At 43.8% G+C, this 17,339-nt stretch carries 15 protein-coding genes; all 15 read left to right on the forward strand.

Annotation, left to right across the window (positions count from 1 at the left end):
• Nucleotides 1–119 precede the first annotated feature (119 nt).
• The 15 genes from V1497_RS08585 to V1497_RS08655 all read left to right on the forward strand — a co-directional run bounded on the left by V1497_RS08585 (nt 120) and on the right by V1497_RS08655 (nt 17,003).
• A complete protein-coding gene (locus V1497_RS08585) occupies nt 120–1,646 on the forward strand; it encodes an ABC transporter ATP-binding protein (RefSeq protein WP_349410557.1) in 1,527 nt (508 codons plus the stop codon).
• Between the two features lie 6 nt (nt 1,647–1,652).
• Complete coding sequence (locus V1497_RS08590; protein WP_349410776.1) at nt 1,653–2,702, forward strand: ABC transporter permease; 1,050 nt, start codon at nt 1,653–1,655, stop codon at nt 2,700–2,702.
• On the forward strand, nt 2,703–3,665 hold the full coding sequence (locus tag V1497_RS08595) for an ABC transporter permease (protein WP_349410558.1): 963 nt from the start codon (nt 2,703–2,705) through the stop codon (nt 3,663–3,665).
• A gap of 444 nt (nt 3,666–4,109) precedes the next feature.
• A complete protein-coding gene (gene yfmF / locus V1497_RS08600) occupies nt 4,110–5,390 on the forward strand; it encodes an EF-P 5-aminopentanol modification-associated protein YfmF (RefSeq protein WP_349410559.1) in 1,281 nt (426 codons plus the stop codon).
• A 2-nt stretch (nt 5,391–5,392) separates the two neighbouring features.
• Complete coding sequence (gene yfmH, locus V1497_RS08605; RefSeq protein WP_349410560.1) at nt 5,393–6,682, forward strand: EF-P 5-aminopentanol modification-associated protein YfmH; 1,290 nt, start codon at nt 5,393–5,395, stop codon at nt 6,680–6,682.
• 87 nt (nt 6,683–6,769) lie between these two features.
• Entirely contained in the window at nt 6,770–7,495 is a 726-nt protein-coding gene (gene ymfI, locus V1497_RS08610) for an elongation factor P 5-aminopentanone reductase (protein WP_349410561.1), read from the forward strand.
• A gap of 85 nt (nt 7,496–7,580) precedes the next feature.
• Nucleotides 7,581–7,841 carry a DUF3243 domain-containing protein gene (locus V1497_RS08615; RefSeq protein WP_349410562.1) on the forward strand — a complete coding sequence of 87 codons (261 nt, stop codon included), beginning with the start codon at nt 7,581–7,583 and terminating at the stop codon, nt 7,839–7,841.
• A gap of 180 nt (nt 7,842–8,021) precedes the next feature.
• Entirely contained in the window at nt 8,022–8,795 is a 774-nt protein-coding gene (locus V1497_RS08620) for a DUF3388 domain-containing protein (protein WP_349410563.1), read from the forward strand.
• A gap of 50 nt (nt 8,796–8,845) precedes the next feature.
• The gene (locus V1497_RS08625) at nt 8,846–9,736 is read left to right on the forward strand and encodes a RodZ domain-containing protein (protein WP_414703613.1); all 891 of its coding nucleotides are present in this window, start codon (nt 8,846–8,848) and stop codon (nt 9,734–9,736) included.
• A gap of 137 nt (nt 9,737–9,873) precedes the next feature.
• Nucleotides 9,874–10,452 carry a CDP-diacylglycerol--glycerol-3-phosphate 3-phosphatidyltransferase gene (gene pgsA, locus V1497_RS08630; RefSeq protein ID WP_349410565.1) on the forward strand — a complete coding sequence of 193 codons (579 nt, stop codon included), beginning with the start codon at nt 9,874–9,876 and terminating at the stop codon, nt 10,450–10,452.
• 88 nt (nt 10,453–10,540) lie between these two features.
• Nucleotides 10,541–11,782 carry a competence/damage-inducible protein A gene (locus tag V1497_RS08635; protein WP_349410566.1) on the forward strand — a complete coding sequence of 414 codons (1,242 nt, stop codon included), beginning with the start codon at nt 10,541–10,543 and terminating at the stop codon, nt 11,780–11,782.
• 133 nt (nt 11,783–11,915) lie between these two features.
• Nucleotides 11,916–12,959, forward strand: a complete 1,044-nt coding sequence (gene recA / locus V1497_RS08640) for a recombinase RecA (RefSeq protein WP_349410567.1) — start codon at nt 11,916–11,918, stop codon at nt 12,957–12,959.
• A gap of 279 nt (nt 12,960–13,238) precedes the next feature.
• On the forward strand, nt 13,239–14,225 hold the full coding sequence (locus V1497_RS08645; RefSeq protein WP_349410568.1) for a nuclease-related domain-containing protein: 987 nt from the start codon (nt 13,239–13,241) through the stop codon (nt 14,223–14,225).
• 278 nt (nt 14,226–14,503) lie between these two features.
• Nucleotides 14,504–16,069: a ribonuclease Y gene (rny, locus tag V1497_RS08650; RefSeq protein WP_349410569.1), complete on the forward strand. Its 1,566-nt coding sequence runs from the start codon at nt 14,504–14,506 to the stop codon at nt 16,067–16,069.
• Nucleotides 16,070–16,208: 139 nt separating this feature from the next.
• Nucleotides 16,209–17,003: a TIGR00282 family metallophosphoesterase gene (locus tag V1497_RS08655; protein ID WP_349410570.1), complete on the forward strand. Its 795-nt coding sequence runs from the start codon at nt 16,209–16,211 to the stop codon at nt 17,001–17,003.
• Nucleotides 17,004–17,339: the final 336 nt, after the last annotated feature.

Genomic DNA, 17,339 nt, shown 5'->3' on the forward strand with positions numbered 1-17,339 from the left:
AGCAAGTGAAGGATTGCGTACACACGTAGGATTATCCTTTATATGCTCCAGAGGAATTAATAGCGGATAGACATGAAAAGAGTTTGCTTGAAGGAACTACAGGTGTAGGAGTGATACATTTGGAATACGTCATTGAAATGCGGGATATACGTAAAGAGTTTCCGGGCATCGTTGCCAACGATAACGTAACCTTGCAGGTACAAAAAGGGGAAATCCATGCACTATTAGGTGAAAATGGAGCAGGGAAATCCACGCTGATGAATGTTTTGTTCGGTTTGTACCAGCCAGAACGGGGAGAGATCAGAGTCCGTGGTGAAAAAGTGGAAATCACGGATCCAAATATAGCAAATGAATTAGGGATCGGCATGGTTCATCAGCATTTCATGTTGGTCGAAAATTTTACGGTTACAGAAAATATCATACTTGGTCAGGAACCGAAACACCGTGGACAAGTCGATATCAAGAAAGCGGCTAAAAAGGTTGAAGAAATCTCGAGACAGTACGGTCTTCGAGTGGACCCATATGCAAAGATCGAGGACATATCCGTCGGTATGCAACAACGAGTGGAAATTTTGAAAACGCTTTATCGTGGAGCGGAAATCTTAATTTTCGATGAGCCTACTGCGGTGCTGACTCCACAGGAAATCAAAGAATTGATTCAAATCATGAAACGATTGATCGCCGAAGGGAAATCGATCATTCTGATCACCCATAAGCTGAAAGAAATCATGGAGGTTTGCCATCGGTGTACGGTCATCCGAAGAGGAAAAGGAATCGGGACCGTCAATGTCGCAGATACGAATCGTGATGAGTTAGCCTCGATGATGGTCGGGCGTGATGTATCATTCACGACTGAAAAGGAACCGAGCACTCCTCAACAGGATGTACTGGTCATCAAGGATCTCGTCGTGAAAGATTCTCGAGGTGTAGAAGCTGTAAAAGGACTTGATTTGACTGTCCGAGCAGGAGAAATAATCGGAATTGCCGGTGTTGACGGGAACGGACAAACCGAACTGATTGAAGCGATAACGGGATTAAGGAAAGCCTCCAAGGGGAGTATCAACCTGAACGGGAAAGAAATCACCAATCAAAAACCGAGGAAGGTGACCGAAGCAGGGGTCGGTCATATACCACAGGACCGTCATAAGCACGGGCTCGTCCTCGATTTTTCGATCGGTGAAAATATCGTGCTTCAAACGTATTATCAAGAGCCGTTCTCAAAATATAAACAACTTAAGGCCAATCAGATCTTCAAAAAAGCGAAGGAATTGATCGATCAATTTGACGTCCGAACACCGAGTGTTCATACAGAGGCCAGAGCACTCTCTGGTGGGAATCAGCAAAAAGCGATCATCGCAAGAGAAGTGGATCGTAGTCCTGACCTCCTGATCGCGGCACAGCCCACGCGTGGACTTGATGTCGGTGCAATTGAATTCATCCACTCGAAGCTTATTCAAGAACGCGATGCAAATAAAGCGGTCCTGCTCCTTTCCTTCGAACTTGAAGAGGTTATGAATGTCAGTGATCGGATCGCGGTCATCTATGAAGGAAAAATAGTCGCAATCGTCGATCCAAAACAAGTGTCTGAACAAGAACTAGGATTGATGATGGCAGGTTCAAAACAATCCACGAAGGAGGACGTCTAGGTGAAACTGCAACAAGTTCTATTCAAAATAAGTGTACCTGTAATCGCAGTCGCACTTGGTCTCCTTGTCGGTGGAATCATCATGTTGACGAGTGGATATAATCCGCTCCTCGCTTATCAAGCGTTATTCAGTGTGTTAGTGACGGAACCCTATTTTATCGGTGAAACGATCCGTCAGATGACACCATTGATTTTATCAGGGTTAGCCGTTGCATTCGCATTTCGAACAGGATTGTTCAATATCGGTGTTGAAGGGCAGCTTCTTGTCGGTTGGCTTGCATCAGTCTATGTTGGAATCGCCGTAGAGGGCGTATCGGCATTCATCCATATTCCACTTGCGATATTAGCAGGAGCTCTCGCTGGAGCCCTTTGGGGTCTAGTCCCAGGATATCTGAAAGCTCGGTTTAAAGTTCATGAAGTTATCACGACGATCATGATGAACTATATTGCGCTACATGTTACGAACTCGATTATCCGGACATTCTTGTTGGCTCCAGGAGAGCGTACGGGAGAAATCCAGCCATCCGCTTCTTTATCTTCGATGTTTTTGCAGGAGATGACGGACTTCTCTAGGTTGCATTATGGAATTATCGTTGCCATTCTTGGGGCACTGCTCATGTGGTATTTATTATGGAAGACGACAACGGGATATGAATTACGGGCCGTTGGATTCAACCAAAATGCTTCCAATTATGCAGGAATTAACGTACCGAAGAACATCATCCTCTCCATGTGCATTTCAGGTGCATTCGCCGGTGTAGCAGGAGCGATGGAAGGTCTCGGCACATACCAGTACATGACAATTAATGCAGCCTTCACAGGGGTAGGATTCGATGGGATTGCCGTCGCCTTGCTTGGTGCGAACAGTGCAATCGGCATCATTCTTGCTGCCGGATTGTTCGGCGGTCTAAAAATCGGTGCTCTCAATATGCAGGCAGTCGCTCAAGTTCCGCCTGAATTGATTACGATCGTCATTGCACTGATTATTTTCTTCGTTGCATCCAGCTATCTTGTTCACTGGCTACGAAATCGCATTAACAAAAGGGGGAAAATCTAGATGGATATCATGCAGATTCTAGGCATCATCATACCAACTGCCATCTTTGCAGCCACCCCTCTTATTTTAACTGCGCTCGGTGGAGTGTTCAGTGAACGATCTGGTGTCGTCAACATCGGATTAGAAGGCTTGATGATGATGGGAGCCTTTGTCGGTGCAGTCTTCACCTTTTATGGAGAAACATGGGGATTCGGAAGCTTATCACCGTGGTTTTCATTTCTTGTCGCGATCATCATCGGCGGAGTGTTCGCACTTTTACATGCCGTAGCGAGCATTACGTTCAAGGCGGATCAGGTCGTCAGCGGTGTTGCGTTGAACTTCCTTGCAGCAGGCTTGACAATCTTCCTCGTGAAGAAAATCTTTGATGCCGGTCAAACACCGTACTTGAATGAACGGATTTTCAAATCGGATGTTCCGGTATTATCCGACATTCCGATCATCGGTCCGTTGTTGTTCGGAAGTGCCTATGTGACGTCATATGTTGCAATTGCTTTGGCGATTGTCGTATGGTTCATCATCTATAAAACACCGTTTGGACTTCGCCTCCGTGCTGTCGGGGAACATCCAATGGCAGCGGATACGATGGGGATCAACGTTACGAAGATGCGCTATGTAGCTGTTATGTTGAGTGGAGCTTTTGCTGGATTAGGAGGCGCAGTCTATGCGACATCCATTAGCGGAAACTTCACACATTCAACGATTGCAGGTCAAGGCTTTATGGCCCTTGCTGCTATGATTTTCGGGAAATGGCACCCACTTGGAGCATTAGGAGCGGCATTGTTCTTCGGATTAGCGCAATCGCTAAGTATCACGGGGCAACAAATACCGGTGCTTCAAGACATTCCATATGTATTCTTGCTGATTTCACCTTATGTTCTGACCATCCTTGCTTTGGCAGGATTTGTAGGTCGGGCAGATGCACCGAAGGCAATCGGTAAGCCTTACGAAAAAGGAAAACGATGATTGATAGAGAACTTCTCTTTATGAGGAGTTCTTTTTTTCTTTTCGCCTTTTTATAAAAGGCTCTTTTCGGACGAAATCTAGAAGCGGTGACACAGAGGCAAGTTTGATTTCAACTACAGACAGTCGCTTTCCGCGAGCAACGCTTCAGCTTTCTCGGAATTAAAACCGCTTCCTGCGGGATCTTCAAGCACGAGCCTGCGGAAAGCGTAGTGTATTTCCGAAGCGGTAGAATATCTCGCAGTTTAAACCAATTGCCAGAGTTAAAGAGCAACAACGTCTGCGAAAAGAGCCCTTAAAAATGACTGCTTCTTACGTTGAAATGAAGAAACAAAAATCGAGCTTGACCGATGTATGCTGCTTTCTTTTTCGGAGTATATATGAATGTGTTCATGTTTCCCGTTCCAATCGGGTAAGCTATTAAAAAAAGAAGGAGAGGTCCAGACTATGCCCAAAACGACAGATCCTCGGGTAATACCGTTAAATGGCTATACGTTACATCTCATAGAAACGGATAAATATAAAACAACGACATTTTCCATTCAAATCAAGCGGAAGATTGAAGAAGAAAATGTGACAAAACGTGCGTTATTATCACAGGTTTTGAAATCAGGTACGAAGTCGTATCCCTCCTCGGTACATATACACAGATTGTTGGAGGATATGTATGGAGCAGGCTTCGTCACATCTGTCGGGAAGAAAGGTCCATATCAAATCATCACGATACGGATGGATGTTTCCAATGAAAAGTTCTTACTTGATCAAACACCACTCTTGGATCAATCCCTTTCTTTTCTTGCTGAAGTTCTTCAAAACCCGCTGAATGACGGGACACGTTTTGATGAGAAGAACGTAAGGAAAGAAAAGAGAGTACTGAAACAGAAGATTCAATCCATTTATGATGATAAGATGAGATATGCGAATAAGCGGTTGATTGAAGAGATGTTCAAAGGTGAAAGATTTGCAATTCACGCATATGGACAAGAAGAGGAAGTTGATACGATCACAGCTGAAGATCTATATACCTATTACCAGGATGTCATCAAGAACGATGAAATTGATTTTTACATTGTTGGAGACATCAATGGCGATGAAATGTTGAAGTCTGTCGAGTCGAAATTCAATTTAGGGGATCGATCGCATGATAATCAGCCCGATGCTGAAGCTCCTGTAAGGAAAGAAAAAGAAAACATTATTTTTGATGAACAGGATGTCAAGCAAGGAAAACTTCACATGGGGTACCGTACTTCCATTACGTATGCCGACCCGAAATACTACGCCATGCAGGTGTTCAACGGCATTTTCGGAGGTTTCTCCCACTCGAAGCTTTTCATCAATGTTCGTGAAAAGGCAAGTCTTGCTTATTATGCAGTTTCAAGGATGGAAAGTCATATCGGTGCGATTTTTGTCATGTCAGGTATAGAATTCAAAAATTATGAAAAGGCCGTTACAATCATCCGGGAACAAATGGATAAGATGAAATCGGGAGACATAACAACCGGGGAGCTTGAACAGACGAAGGAAATGCTCCGAAATCAGATCCTTGAATCGGTTGATAATCCGAATAGTTGGGTTGATCTTCTCTACCATTCCAAGCTCAGCGGTGTTGAACGGACAATTGAGGAATGGATCGAAGGCATCATGGCTGTCACGATGGATGACATCATCGAGGTTGCCGGTACTGTAACATTGGATACGATCTATTTCCTGAAAGGGGAGGGTCAGTGATCATGGAACAAGTCCATTTTGATCTATTAAAAGAAACGCTCTATTCAGAGACACTAGACAATGGCCTGCAGGTATATATCCTGCCGAAACAAGGGTTCAACAAGACCTATGCTACGTTTACGACCAAATATGGATCCATTCATAATCATTTTACACCGCTAGGAGCGGACGAACCGATAAAAGTTCCAGATGGTATCGCTCATTTCCTTGAGCACAAATTGTTTGAAAAAGAAGATGGAGATGTGTTCCAGGATTTCAGCAAACAAGGAGCATCCGCCAATGCGTTCACATCCTTCACTCGAACAGCCTATCTGTTCTCAAGTACATCCAATGTCGAAAAGAATTTGCAGACGTTGATCGATTTTGTGCAGGAGCCTTATTTCACGGAAGAAACAGTGGAAAAAGAGAAAGGGATCATCGAGCAAGAAATTGAGATGTATGATGATAATGCAGATTGGCGTGTTTATTTCGGCACGATCGAGAACATGTTCCACCATCATCCAGTCAAAATCGACATTGCTGGAACGGCGAAGTCGATTGCAAAGATCACAAAGGATGATCTCTATACGTGTTATGAAACCTTCTACCACCCGAGTAATATGCTGTTGTTCATAGTTGGTAATGTAGAGCCTGAAGAGATTATGACCTTCGTGCGCGAAAATCAGGCGCAAAAGGAATTTGCTCCACCTGAGAAAATTGAACGATTTTTTGAGGATGAGCCCCAGGAGGCAGCGAAGAAGAAGTCGGTCATCAAAATGACTGTTCAGACACCGAAATGCATGATTGGATTCAAGCAAGCCAATACCGGAAGATTCGGTGATGAACGTTTGAAGTACGAACTCGGCATGAATCTGCTTTTGGATTATCTATTCGGTCAGAGCTCTGACAACTATGAGGAGCTTTATAGTGAAGGATTAATCGATCAGTCTTTCTCATTCGACTATACCGAGGAAGATGATTTCGGATTCTCCTTGATCGGCGGGGATACGAGTGACCCTGACCGTTTGACGCAACGAATCATGGAAATGATTGAAGCCGTCAAGTCGAAAGGAATCGACGGTGCAACGATCGATCGATTGAAAAAGAAAAAAATCGGCAGCTTCTTACGTTCGATGAATTCCCCTGAATACATCGCGAATCAATTCACACGTTTCCAGTTCGGGGAAATGAACCTTTTTAAAGTAGGAGAAATGTACGATCAGATATCGAAAGAAGATCTTGAGACGATCCTGAAGGACCATTTTACAGAGAAATCGTCTACAAGTTGCCAGATAAGACCGAAAAGTGTATAGTATCTCTTCTTGGAAAGAAAGGAGACTGGCGATATAGAGTCAGTCTCTCCGTCATTTAGATTCTGATTAGTGGGAGGAGTTGACAAGATGGGGAAGACGTATGCCTTGATTACAGGAGCAAGTGGGGAAATTGGACAAGCCATTGCAAGGGAATTGGCTTTACAGGGTCATCATTTATATTTGCATTATTATCAGAACAAACAAGCTGTTGAGCAATTGCAATTCGAGTTATCCTCAGATGTCGAATGCAGATTGATCAAAGCAAATCTTGCCTCGCCAGAAGGACCTGGGCAACTCGTTGAACAGCTTGAACAAGCCATCGATGTCCTTGTCTATAATTGTGGAAGCTCCCATTCAGGATTGATGACAGATGTTTCGGACAAGGAATTGGATAGTATGGTCCAGCTCCAGCTGAAGAGCCCGTTTCAGCTTTTGCAACGAATCCTGCCTTCAATGATTACGAAGAAGCAAGGCTCGATTGTGATGATCACGTCCATCTGGGGGCAGACAGGTGCCTCGTGTGAGGTGCTGTATTCAATGGTTAAAGGCGGCATGAATACGATGGTGAAGGCTCTGTCGAAAGAGATGGCACCAAGCGGTATTCGAGTCAACGCTGTAGCACCAGGAATCATCGCCACGAAGATGAACGAGCATTTAACCGATGAGGAGCTGGAAGCAATCTCTGAGGATATACCACTCGGGCGTTTCGGTTTACCTGAAGAAGTCGCCGATGCTGTCGGATATCTCATCTCTCCGAAATCATCCTATATTACTGGACATATCCTGCCTGTAAATGGTGCATGGTACTGTTGAACGGATAAAAAACAGGTGCATAATTTCTTCGAGCATGAGACATGATAAGGCGTGAACGATTTTAAATTTCTAGGAGGGACTGCACATGTCTGTTCTTGATAACTGGGAAGAGTGGAAAGGTTTTCTCGGTAGCCGTTTACGTCATGCTGAAGAAAAAGGGATGAAGGGCGAAGCGATTACAGAAATCGCCACTGAAATCGGAGGCTACCTTGCTGAACAGGTTGAACCGAAGAATGCTGAAGAAAAGGTGCTTGCAGACCTTTGGAATGTTGCTTCTGAAGAAGAGCGTCACTCAATTGCAAGCATGATGGTCAAGCTCGTTCAAGATCGTAGAGACGAAGAATAATAAGGAAAAATGCTGATCGGAAGCGGTCAGCTTTTTTCATTCAAATGGGATTTGTTCACGGAATTCGGTTTTTAATTATTGGCAAGTTTTCTCTTATTTTTCTTTTCTTAACGGTAAAAATCATTTATCATAAAGGAAAAGGATGTCGGAAATTGGGGAAAAGAAGAAAGGGGTCTGGTCATGGAAGCACAAGAATGGTATCTCGAGTATGAAATACATAAGAACCGCCCAGGGCTCTTAGGTGATATTTCCTCATTACTCGGTATGCTTGGAATCAACATCATCACCATCAATGGTGTCGATAATATGAGACGTGGAATGTTGCTGCTCGTACATAACGGGGAACAAGTCGAACGTCTGAAGACGATTCTGGAAACGATGGATAACATCACGATAACAAAAATGAGGAAGCCGAAGCTGCGGGACCGTTTAGCCGTAAGGCATGGCCGATACATACAACGGGATGCGGATGACAAGAAAACGTTTCGATTCGTGCGGGATGAGCTAGGTCTTCTTGTCGACTTCATGGCTGAATTGTTTAAAGTCGATGGTCATAAACTGATTGGAATACGTGGAATGCCAAGGGTCGGTAAAACGGAATCGATTGTTGCAGCCAGCGTATGTGCAAATAAACGCTGGGTTTTCGTTTCATCCACCTTATTGAGACAAACGATTCGAAGCCAGTTGGCAGATGATGAATACAGCAATGATCATGTCTTCTTGATTGATGGTATCGTCTCATTGAAACGATCATCGGAAAAGCATTGGCAATTGATACGCGAAGTGATGAGGCTTCCTGCAACGAAAATCGTCGAGCATCCGGATGTATTCGTGAGGGAATCCGAATATACAATGGATGATTTTGATTATATTATCGAGTTGCGTGACGAGCCAGACCAAGAGATTACATACGATGTCGTAGAGACAAACGTCACATCCTTTGATTTTGAATAGTGGTAGGTGGTAGTATGACAGAATTGGGTCAGCGCCTGAAAGAGGCGCGAATGAGCAAGGGTTTATCGTACGAACAATTACAGGATAAGACTAAGATCCAGAAGCGATACCTTCAAGCAATCGAAGAAGGACAATATTCCATTCTACCTGGAGCCTTTTATGCAAGAGCATTCATTAAAAACTATGCAGAGGCGGTAGATTTAGATCCGGACCAGCTTTTTGAAGAGTATGCGGGTGACTTGCCTGCCACCGATCAAAAAGAGACGGAATTTGCACCACGTTCATCACGTAATTCAACAAACGTACCTAAAGACAGTAAAATTGCAAAGATTCTTCCTCTCATTTTCACAGTATTACTGCTCATCGCATTGTTAGTCGCGGCATATTGGTTCCTAACGAGCAAACCGGATAATATCGGTTCAGAACCGAACCAGGATAATGTCGATCAGTATGAAAGCGAGGAAGGGCCAGAGCAGTCCGAGGAACCACCGGAGGAATCAGATCCGAACACAGATGAAGGGAACACAGGCACAGATGATTCCGGACAGGATGAAGAAGGGGCTGAAACCCAGTCTGAGGAGGAAGAACCTGTCCAGGAACAGAAGCTCGATGTCGTTTCCAGTGAAGGAATTGTCACCACTTATGCGCTTTCCGGAACCGACGAATTCAACGTAGAGTTGAAGACGAAAGGAAATGCGTATATTGATGTGAGGGATTCGAACGGGCAATTTTTGAAGCCTGGAGGGAAAGAATTTAAATCCGGGGAGACCCTCACATATTCACTGGAGAAAGAATCTCAAGTGACGTTCAATATCGGCGCTACCCAAAACGTGGATATCACGGTCAATGGCAAAGCATTGTCTTATGAAACATCGCCATCCGATCGTGCTCATCAGAAGATTGTCATAACGTTTGAGAAGGAAGAAGAACAGGCACAATAATGAAAGACGGGTTGACTTAAGGTATGATTTCTTGGGTCAATCCTTTTTGATTCCCGTTATGTCCTGCTGACGTTTTATAGCTGGAGTAATGTGGTAAAATAGACATGTTGCATGTTGACCATCGACAGGAGGCTTTTATGAATTTACCTAATAAAATTACTTTTTCACGCGTATTAATGATTCCGATTTTCATGATCTTTTTACTTGTCCCTTTTGAGTGGGGAAGTGTGACTCTCTTTTCGGGAGAGATTCCGACACATCATTTCATTGCAGCTCTGATATTCATCATTGCCTCGTGCACGGATTGGATTGACGGGTATTATGCGAGAAAGCTCAACCTCGTCACCAATCTTGGTAAATTCCTTGATCCATTAGCTGACAAACTGCTTGTTACAGCTGCACTGATTGGATTGGTGGAATTGCAGCTTGCCCCGGCCTGGATGGTGATTCTGATCCTGAGCCGTGAATTTGCGGTCACAGGACTTAGACTGATTGCTGCTGGTGACGGTGATGTAATCGCTGCAAGCCAGCTCGGCAAACTGAAAACATGGATTCAGATCATTGCAATTGCTGCACTCTTACTTCATAACGTTCCGTTTACAGCCATTTCGTTCCCATTTGCAACCTTGGCACTATGGGCTGCAACATTGATTACGGTTTTTTCTGGATGGGATTATTTTATGAAAAACAAGCACATTATGCTAAAGTCGAAATAAGCGTACCTACATGCGGGTGGCCCACAACATTTGTGAAGCATTTTTGGGGTCACCCCTTCTACTTTTTCCAGTAAGCGAGGTGTATAGAATGAATGCAGAAGTCATTGCGATTGGTTCCGAGCTTCTCCTCGGACAAATTGCGAATACAAACGGACAATTCATCTCCAAACATTTGGCAGAAGAAGGGATTAATGTTTATTATCACACCGTCGTCGGTGATAACAAACAACGGCTCATCGGAAGCATTGAAACAGCAGAGAAGAGATCCGACCTGCTCATCTTTACAGGAGGACTCGGACCGACAAAGGATGATTTGACAAAAGAAACCATCGCTGAGCATCTAGGAGTTTCCCTTGTCGAAAATGAAGAAGCAATGGCCTTGATCGAAGGGTACTATGCGAAAACGGGTCAGACAATGTCTGAGAACAATAAGCGACAAGCCCTTGTTTTTGAAGGAGCGGAAGTCCTACCTAATAATAATGGAATGGCTCCGGGGATGGCGCTTCAACAGAATGGAACGACTTATGTGCTTTTACCTGGACCGCCTAAAGAAATGCAGCCGATGTTCATGAATTATGTCATCCCTTATGTGAAAGGGGCATCCCAAGAAGACGCACTCATCCATTCAAGAGTTCTGCGATTTTATGGGATTGGCGAATCGGCACTTGAAACCAGAATCATGGATCTGATCGATAAGCAGACAAATCCGACCATTGCTCCTTTGGCAGGACATTTTGAGGTGACGCTTCGTTTGACGGCAAAGTGTGATACGAAAGAACAAGGGGAAGAGATGATCGATCAGCTCGAAAAAGAAATCCTTGATCGGGTCGGAGAATATTTCTATGGATATAATGAAACCACTCTTGCAGCTGAGGTCATGCAGAAATTACAAGATACCGATCAAACGTTAGCATGTGCGGAAAGCTTGACGGGAGGTTATTTCGGTCACGATCTGACGAAGCTCTCTGGAATCGGTCAGGTTTTCCTTGGGGGAATCATCTGTTATCAGAATGAAATTAAAAGAGACCACCTGAAGATTCCACAAAGCGTATTAGATAATGAAGGAGCAGTCAGCGAAAAGTGTGCAAAACTGATGGCTGAAAATGTCCGATCCCTTTTCGATAGTGATTACGGTATCAGCTTCACTGGTGTCGCTGGTCCGAATGATATGGAAGGGAAATCGCCTGGAACAGTCTTTATCGGAGTTGCTTCTGAATCGGGAACGAATGTCTACCCGCTTCAACTTGCCGGTGGGCGTAATGCAGTGCGAAGCCGGACCGTCAATTATGGACTCTTCTACCTCCTGAAGGAATTGAGTGGAAAGGCATAAACAGGATCTTTTAGCCGAGCTGTTCACAGGAAAGACCTAAAATCGAAAAAGGCGAATGAATGTTCGTAAAAAGTGTTGGCAAATGCATTGAAAAAAGGTATGATGAGATTAGTTAATTTAGAGGAGTGATTTCATGAGTGATCGCAAAGCTGCATTAGATATGGCATTACGACAAATAGAAAAGCAATTTGGTAAAGGATCTGTCATGAAGCTCGGGGAACAAACAGAAAACCGCGTTTCCACGACTTCAAGCGGATCACTCTCGCTAGATATCGCACTTGGAGTAGGTGGATATCCACGAGGAAGAATCATCGAAGTATACGGACCAGAATCCTCTGGTAAAACGACAGTAGCCCTCCATGCAATTGCAGAGGCGCAACGCAACGGCGGTCAAGCTGCCTTCATCGATGCGGAACACGCACTCGATCCGGTTTACGCTGAGAAGCTCGGAGTCGACATCAATGAATTGCTGCTTTCCCAGCCGGATACAGGGGAACAAGCGTTGGAAATCGCGGAAGCATTAGTCCGAAGCGGTGCGGTCGACATTTTGATCATCGACTCCGTAGCTGCATTGGTACCGAAGGCTGAAATCGAAGGGGAAATGGGTGACTCACACGTCGGTCTACAAGCCCGTCTGATGTCCCAGGCACTTCGTAAGCTTTCCGGAGCGATCAGCAAGTCGAAGACGACCGCGATCTTCATTAACCAAATCCGTGAGAAAGTCGGAGTTATGTTTGGAAATCCAGAGACAACTCCTGGTGGACGTGCGTTGAAGTTCTATTCATCCGTCCGTCTGGAAGTACGTAGAGCAGAAACATTGAAGCAAGGAAACGACATGGTAGGTAACAAGACTCGTATCAAGGTCGTTAAAAACAAGGTTGCTCCTCCATTCAAGACTGCTGAAGTCGATATCATGTATGGAGAAGGAATCTCCAAACAAGGTGAGATTCTCGATATCGGTTCAGACATCGATGTCGTTCAAAAGAGCGGCGCCTGGTACTCCTTTAACGGCGAACGTCTCGGTCAAGGCCGTGAAAACGCCAAGCAGTTCTTGAAGGAAAATGAAGCGATCGAAAGTGAGATCTACAAGTCGATTCGTACGTACTATCAAATGAGTACGAACGAAACGGCAGCTGCTGCTGAAACAGAAGAGGAAGAATCCGATACACTCGTTTAATTAAGTATATGAAGATACCCGGTAAACCGGGTATCTTTTTTTATGCAAAAAGATGTAATTTGCAGTTTTGTAGATAAAATCTCGTTTTGGTAGATAAATCATAATTTCTGTAGATAATTCTAAATTTTCGTAGATAAACTCGGATTTTCGTAGATAATTTTGATTTTTTGGTAGATAATCGGCTGATTGGTGAAAATAAGCGTGCCTGTGAAAGGAATTATTCTAAAAGTGGAGAATAATTGAGAAGAATTAACGATTTTTAGGACAGGAGTGGTGCTAATGAACCAAAAAGAAGTACAGATTCCATTAAGTTTGCTTCAATTATTGGCCTTTCAACGCAGGCTACCTCAAAACTCTCTCGTTTTACCCCTCTTAGATCAGCCAATCAACAAACTTAGAGCAGGTTTTAAAGGTGAGAAGTCAGTAGAGTATCAGCTTCGATATTTACAGAAAGACAAATATCACATCTTCCACAATATACGCCTACGTATCGACAACACATACTTCCAAATTGATTTTTTACTTATATCCATTCATTTAATCATAATAATGGAGGTGAAGAACATATCGGGAACTTTATACTTCGATCCGGTATTTGAGCAGATCATCAGAAAAAAGCAAGATGGATTAGAAGAAGGGTTTGTGGACCCGACGAAACAATTGAAAAGACAGGAAGTGCAGCTCAAAAAATGGCTGGAACAAAATAATCTACCTGTTCTTCCTATTCGGTCTTTCGTAGCAATAAGCAACCCCAAGACCGTTCTAAAAACATCTATAAAAAACTATGGAATATCCAACTGGATTGTACATAATTCGGGAATTGCATTTAAGATTGAAGAAATTGAAAAACAATTTTTCAAGTCGAGTATTACAACCAAAGAGTTGAAAAAGGTTGTAAGGAAACTTTTAAAGGAGGACGAGCCACTAAAAGTTGATTATTTAGAGAAATACAACGTAAAGAAGGAACAAATCTTAACAGGTGTCCAGTGTCCAAAGTGTTTCCACTTCCAGATGAAAAGAACTAAAGCTTCTTGGGAATGTCCGGCTTGCTTTTACAATTCCAAAACAGCATACGAGAGTGCTGTTGTTGACTATGGTCTATTATTTAATCAGCTGGTAACCAACAGACAAATCAGAGACTTTCTAGGTGTAAAAGCAAGGACCACGAATTACCTTCTGAAGAACATGGGAATTCCCTTGATCGGAAGAAAGTATCAGCTAACCCATTCCATCATCTATCATTATGCTGCAGACAAAGAGGTTTGAATTCTCCTCCCCCTCTTTTTGAGAACACAATCCCTTTCATCTATTCACCACCATTACAACACCCAATAAATCAGAAGAAAAAAGTCCATCCAACTGGAAGAGTAAGTGCGTTCTGTCAGCTCTTGACATTGAAAATGGACAACTATACAATTAGGTTATATTGTTTGATTACTTTTACAATTGTTAAACAATGAATCCGCTGTATGTGAATAGCTAGCTTATGTAACAACTATTCAATTTTACAACCAACAATTAGATAGCAAGAGGAGGTGATAGGTATGGAAAACATATTTGTCTACATCTCCAGTTTGCTTGTCTCTGCAATCGTGTTTGCAGTTGTTGGATATCTTGTTCGTAAATCCATTGCGGAAGCGAAAATTTCGAGTGCCGAGCATGCAGCGAAGCAAATCATTGAAGATGGAAAACGTGAAGCTGAAGCTAGCAAAAAGGAAGCATTGCTCGAAGCGAAAGACGAGATTCATAAGCAACGAGTTGATGCTGAAAATGAAATTCGTGAACGCAGATCAGAACTTCAAAAACAAGAACATCGATTGGTACAAAAAGAAGAGGTCCTTGACCGTAAAAGTGAAACCTTAGACAAAAAAGAGGAATCATTAGAAAAAAGGGAGGATTCTCTCACCAAAAAACAACAACAAATTGAAGAGATGGAAAGCAAAGTGGAGCATGTGTTGCAGCAACAGCAACTGGAACTCGAACGATTATCTGGAGTTTCACGCGATGAAGCGAAGCAGATGATCATGGACCAAGCGCAGTCGGAAATCGACCATGAGCTTGCCGCTATGATCAAAGAGCGCGAAAATCACGCGAAAGAAGAAGCAGATAAGAAGGCGAAAGAGATTCTTTCTCTGGCCATCCAGCGCTGTGCTGCCGATCACGTTGCAGAAACGACAGTCTCAGTCGTCAATCTGCCAAACGATGAGATGAAAGGTAGAATCATCGGACGTGAAGGACGAAATATCCGTACCCTTGAAACATTAACGGGGATCGATTTGATCATTGATGACACACCAGAAGCCGTCATTCTATCAGGCTTCGACCCAATCAGGAGAGAAATCGCAAGAATCGCTCTGGATAAACTCGTTTCTGATGGCCGAATCCATCCAGCTCGCATTGAAGAGATGGTGGATAAATCTAGAAGAGAAGTGGATGAGTATATCCGTGAAATCGGTGAACAGACGACCTTTGAAATGGGTGTACACGGATTGCATCCTGACTTGATTAAGGTCCTTGGACGATTGAAGTATCGTACAAGCTATGGTCAGAACGTATTGAAACACTCCATGGAAGTGGCTCATCTAGCCGGTCTGATGGCTGCTGAGCTTGGAGAAGATGTCACAGTAGCCCGCAGAGCAGGACTACTCCATGATATCGGTAAAGCGATTGACCATGAGGTTGAAGGAAGCCATGTTGAAATCGGAGTGGAACTTGCCGAGAAATACAATGAACATCCTGTTGTCATCAATAGTATTGCTTCTCACCACGGAGATACCGAACCGACTTCCATCATCGCTGTACTTGTTGCCGCTGCGGATGCATTATCTGCTGCAAGGCCTGGTGCACGGAGAGAGACGCTTGAAACGTACATCAAGCGACTTGAAAAGCTTGAAGAGATTTCGGAATCCTTTGATGGAGTCGAGAAGTCATTTGCTATCCAAGCGGGACGTGAAATCCGCATTATGGTTCGACCGGATATGGTGGACGACATCGCGTCACACCGCTTAGCAAGAGACATCACGAAAAAGATCGAAGATGAACTCGATTACCCTGGACATATCAAAGTCACCGTCATTAGGGAAACAAGGGCAGTCGAGTACGCAAAATAAAGTGGCGATTTTCGCCGCTTTATTTTTTTTGGAGCTCTTCCTAACAATTTTTACAAATGAGGAAGAGTGCATTGGACACACTAAAATGGAAATGGCATAGTAAAGGAAGCATTCATTACTACATAGAAGGAGTCATATCATGAGAATTTTATTTGTAGGGGACGTTGTAGGTTCGCCTGGACGTTCCATGATTGAAAATTACTTGCAAAAACTGAAGTCTAAATATCAGCCGACACTCACAATCGTGAATGGCGAAAATGCAGCGCACGGTCGCGGTATTACGGAGAAAATCACGAAAAATTTGAAACAGTGGGGTGCGCAGGCGATAACAATGGGGAATCATACATGGGACAACAAGGAAATCTTCGAGTTTATAGATGATGTACCTCAGATGGTCCGCCCTGCTAACTTTCCTGAAGGAACACCTGGACAAGGCTATACGTTCGTAAAAATCAACGATATTGAAGTAGCCATCATCAACTTACAAGGCAGGACATTCATGCCGCCGTTGGATTGTCCGTTTCAAAAAGCAGATGAAATCATTTCAGAAGTGAGCAAACGTACACCTCATATCTTTGTGGATTTTCATGCGGAAGCTACGAGTGAAAAGCAGGCGATGGGATGGTATCTCGATGGCAGGGTTTCGGCAGTGGTCGGGACACATACACATGTGCAGACATCAGATAACCGTATTTTACCTGGTGGGACGGCCTATATTTCCGATGTCGGCATGACAGGTCCGTATGACGGGATCCTCGGAATGAGTCGTGAAGCTGTACTCAAAAAGTTCCTGACAAATCTACCCGTCAGGTTTGAAGTCGAAAAAGGTCGGGAACAGTTAAGTGGAGTCGTAATCGATTTACATAAAGAGACCGGTCGAGCTAAATCGATTAAAACAATCCAGATCAATGAAGATCATCCTTTCATTGATTAGGGCCATTTTGTACGAGGAAGTCAAGAGTAAGCCAATCATACATGTGTTGACCATGTCTTGGCTCCAGGCAGGTTTTTTTGGGCTTGTATTCAAATGTTCTAACTCTTTTCAACCTGTGGAGAGTCCGAGGAACTAAGGATCACTCCTGCGTTTCCACACTGTTTTGCCTAGATTTCTTTACACGTGTGTTGGATGCCTTTTCAGCATATGAAGGTTCTCGACGTTGTGGAAAAGGCTAGGTTCACAGTATAAGGGCATCTACGGTTCAGCCTTCACAACGTTCGGCTTCACCTAGATTTCTTTACACGTGTGTTGGATGCCTTTTCAGCATATGGA

It is taken from the genome of Pseudalkalibacillus sp. SCS-8 (genome assembly GCF_040126055.1).
GTDB lineage: Bacteria > Bacillota > Bacilli > Bacillales > Fictibacillaceae > Pseudalkalibacillus > Pseudalkalibacillus nanhaiensis.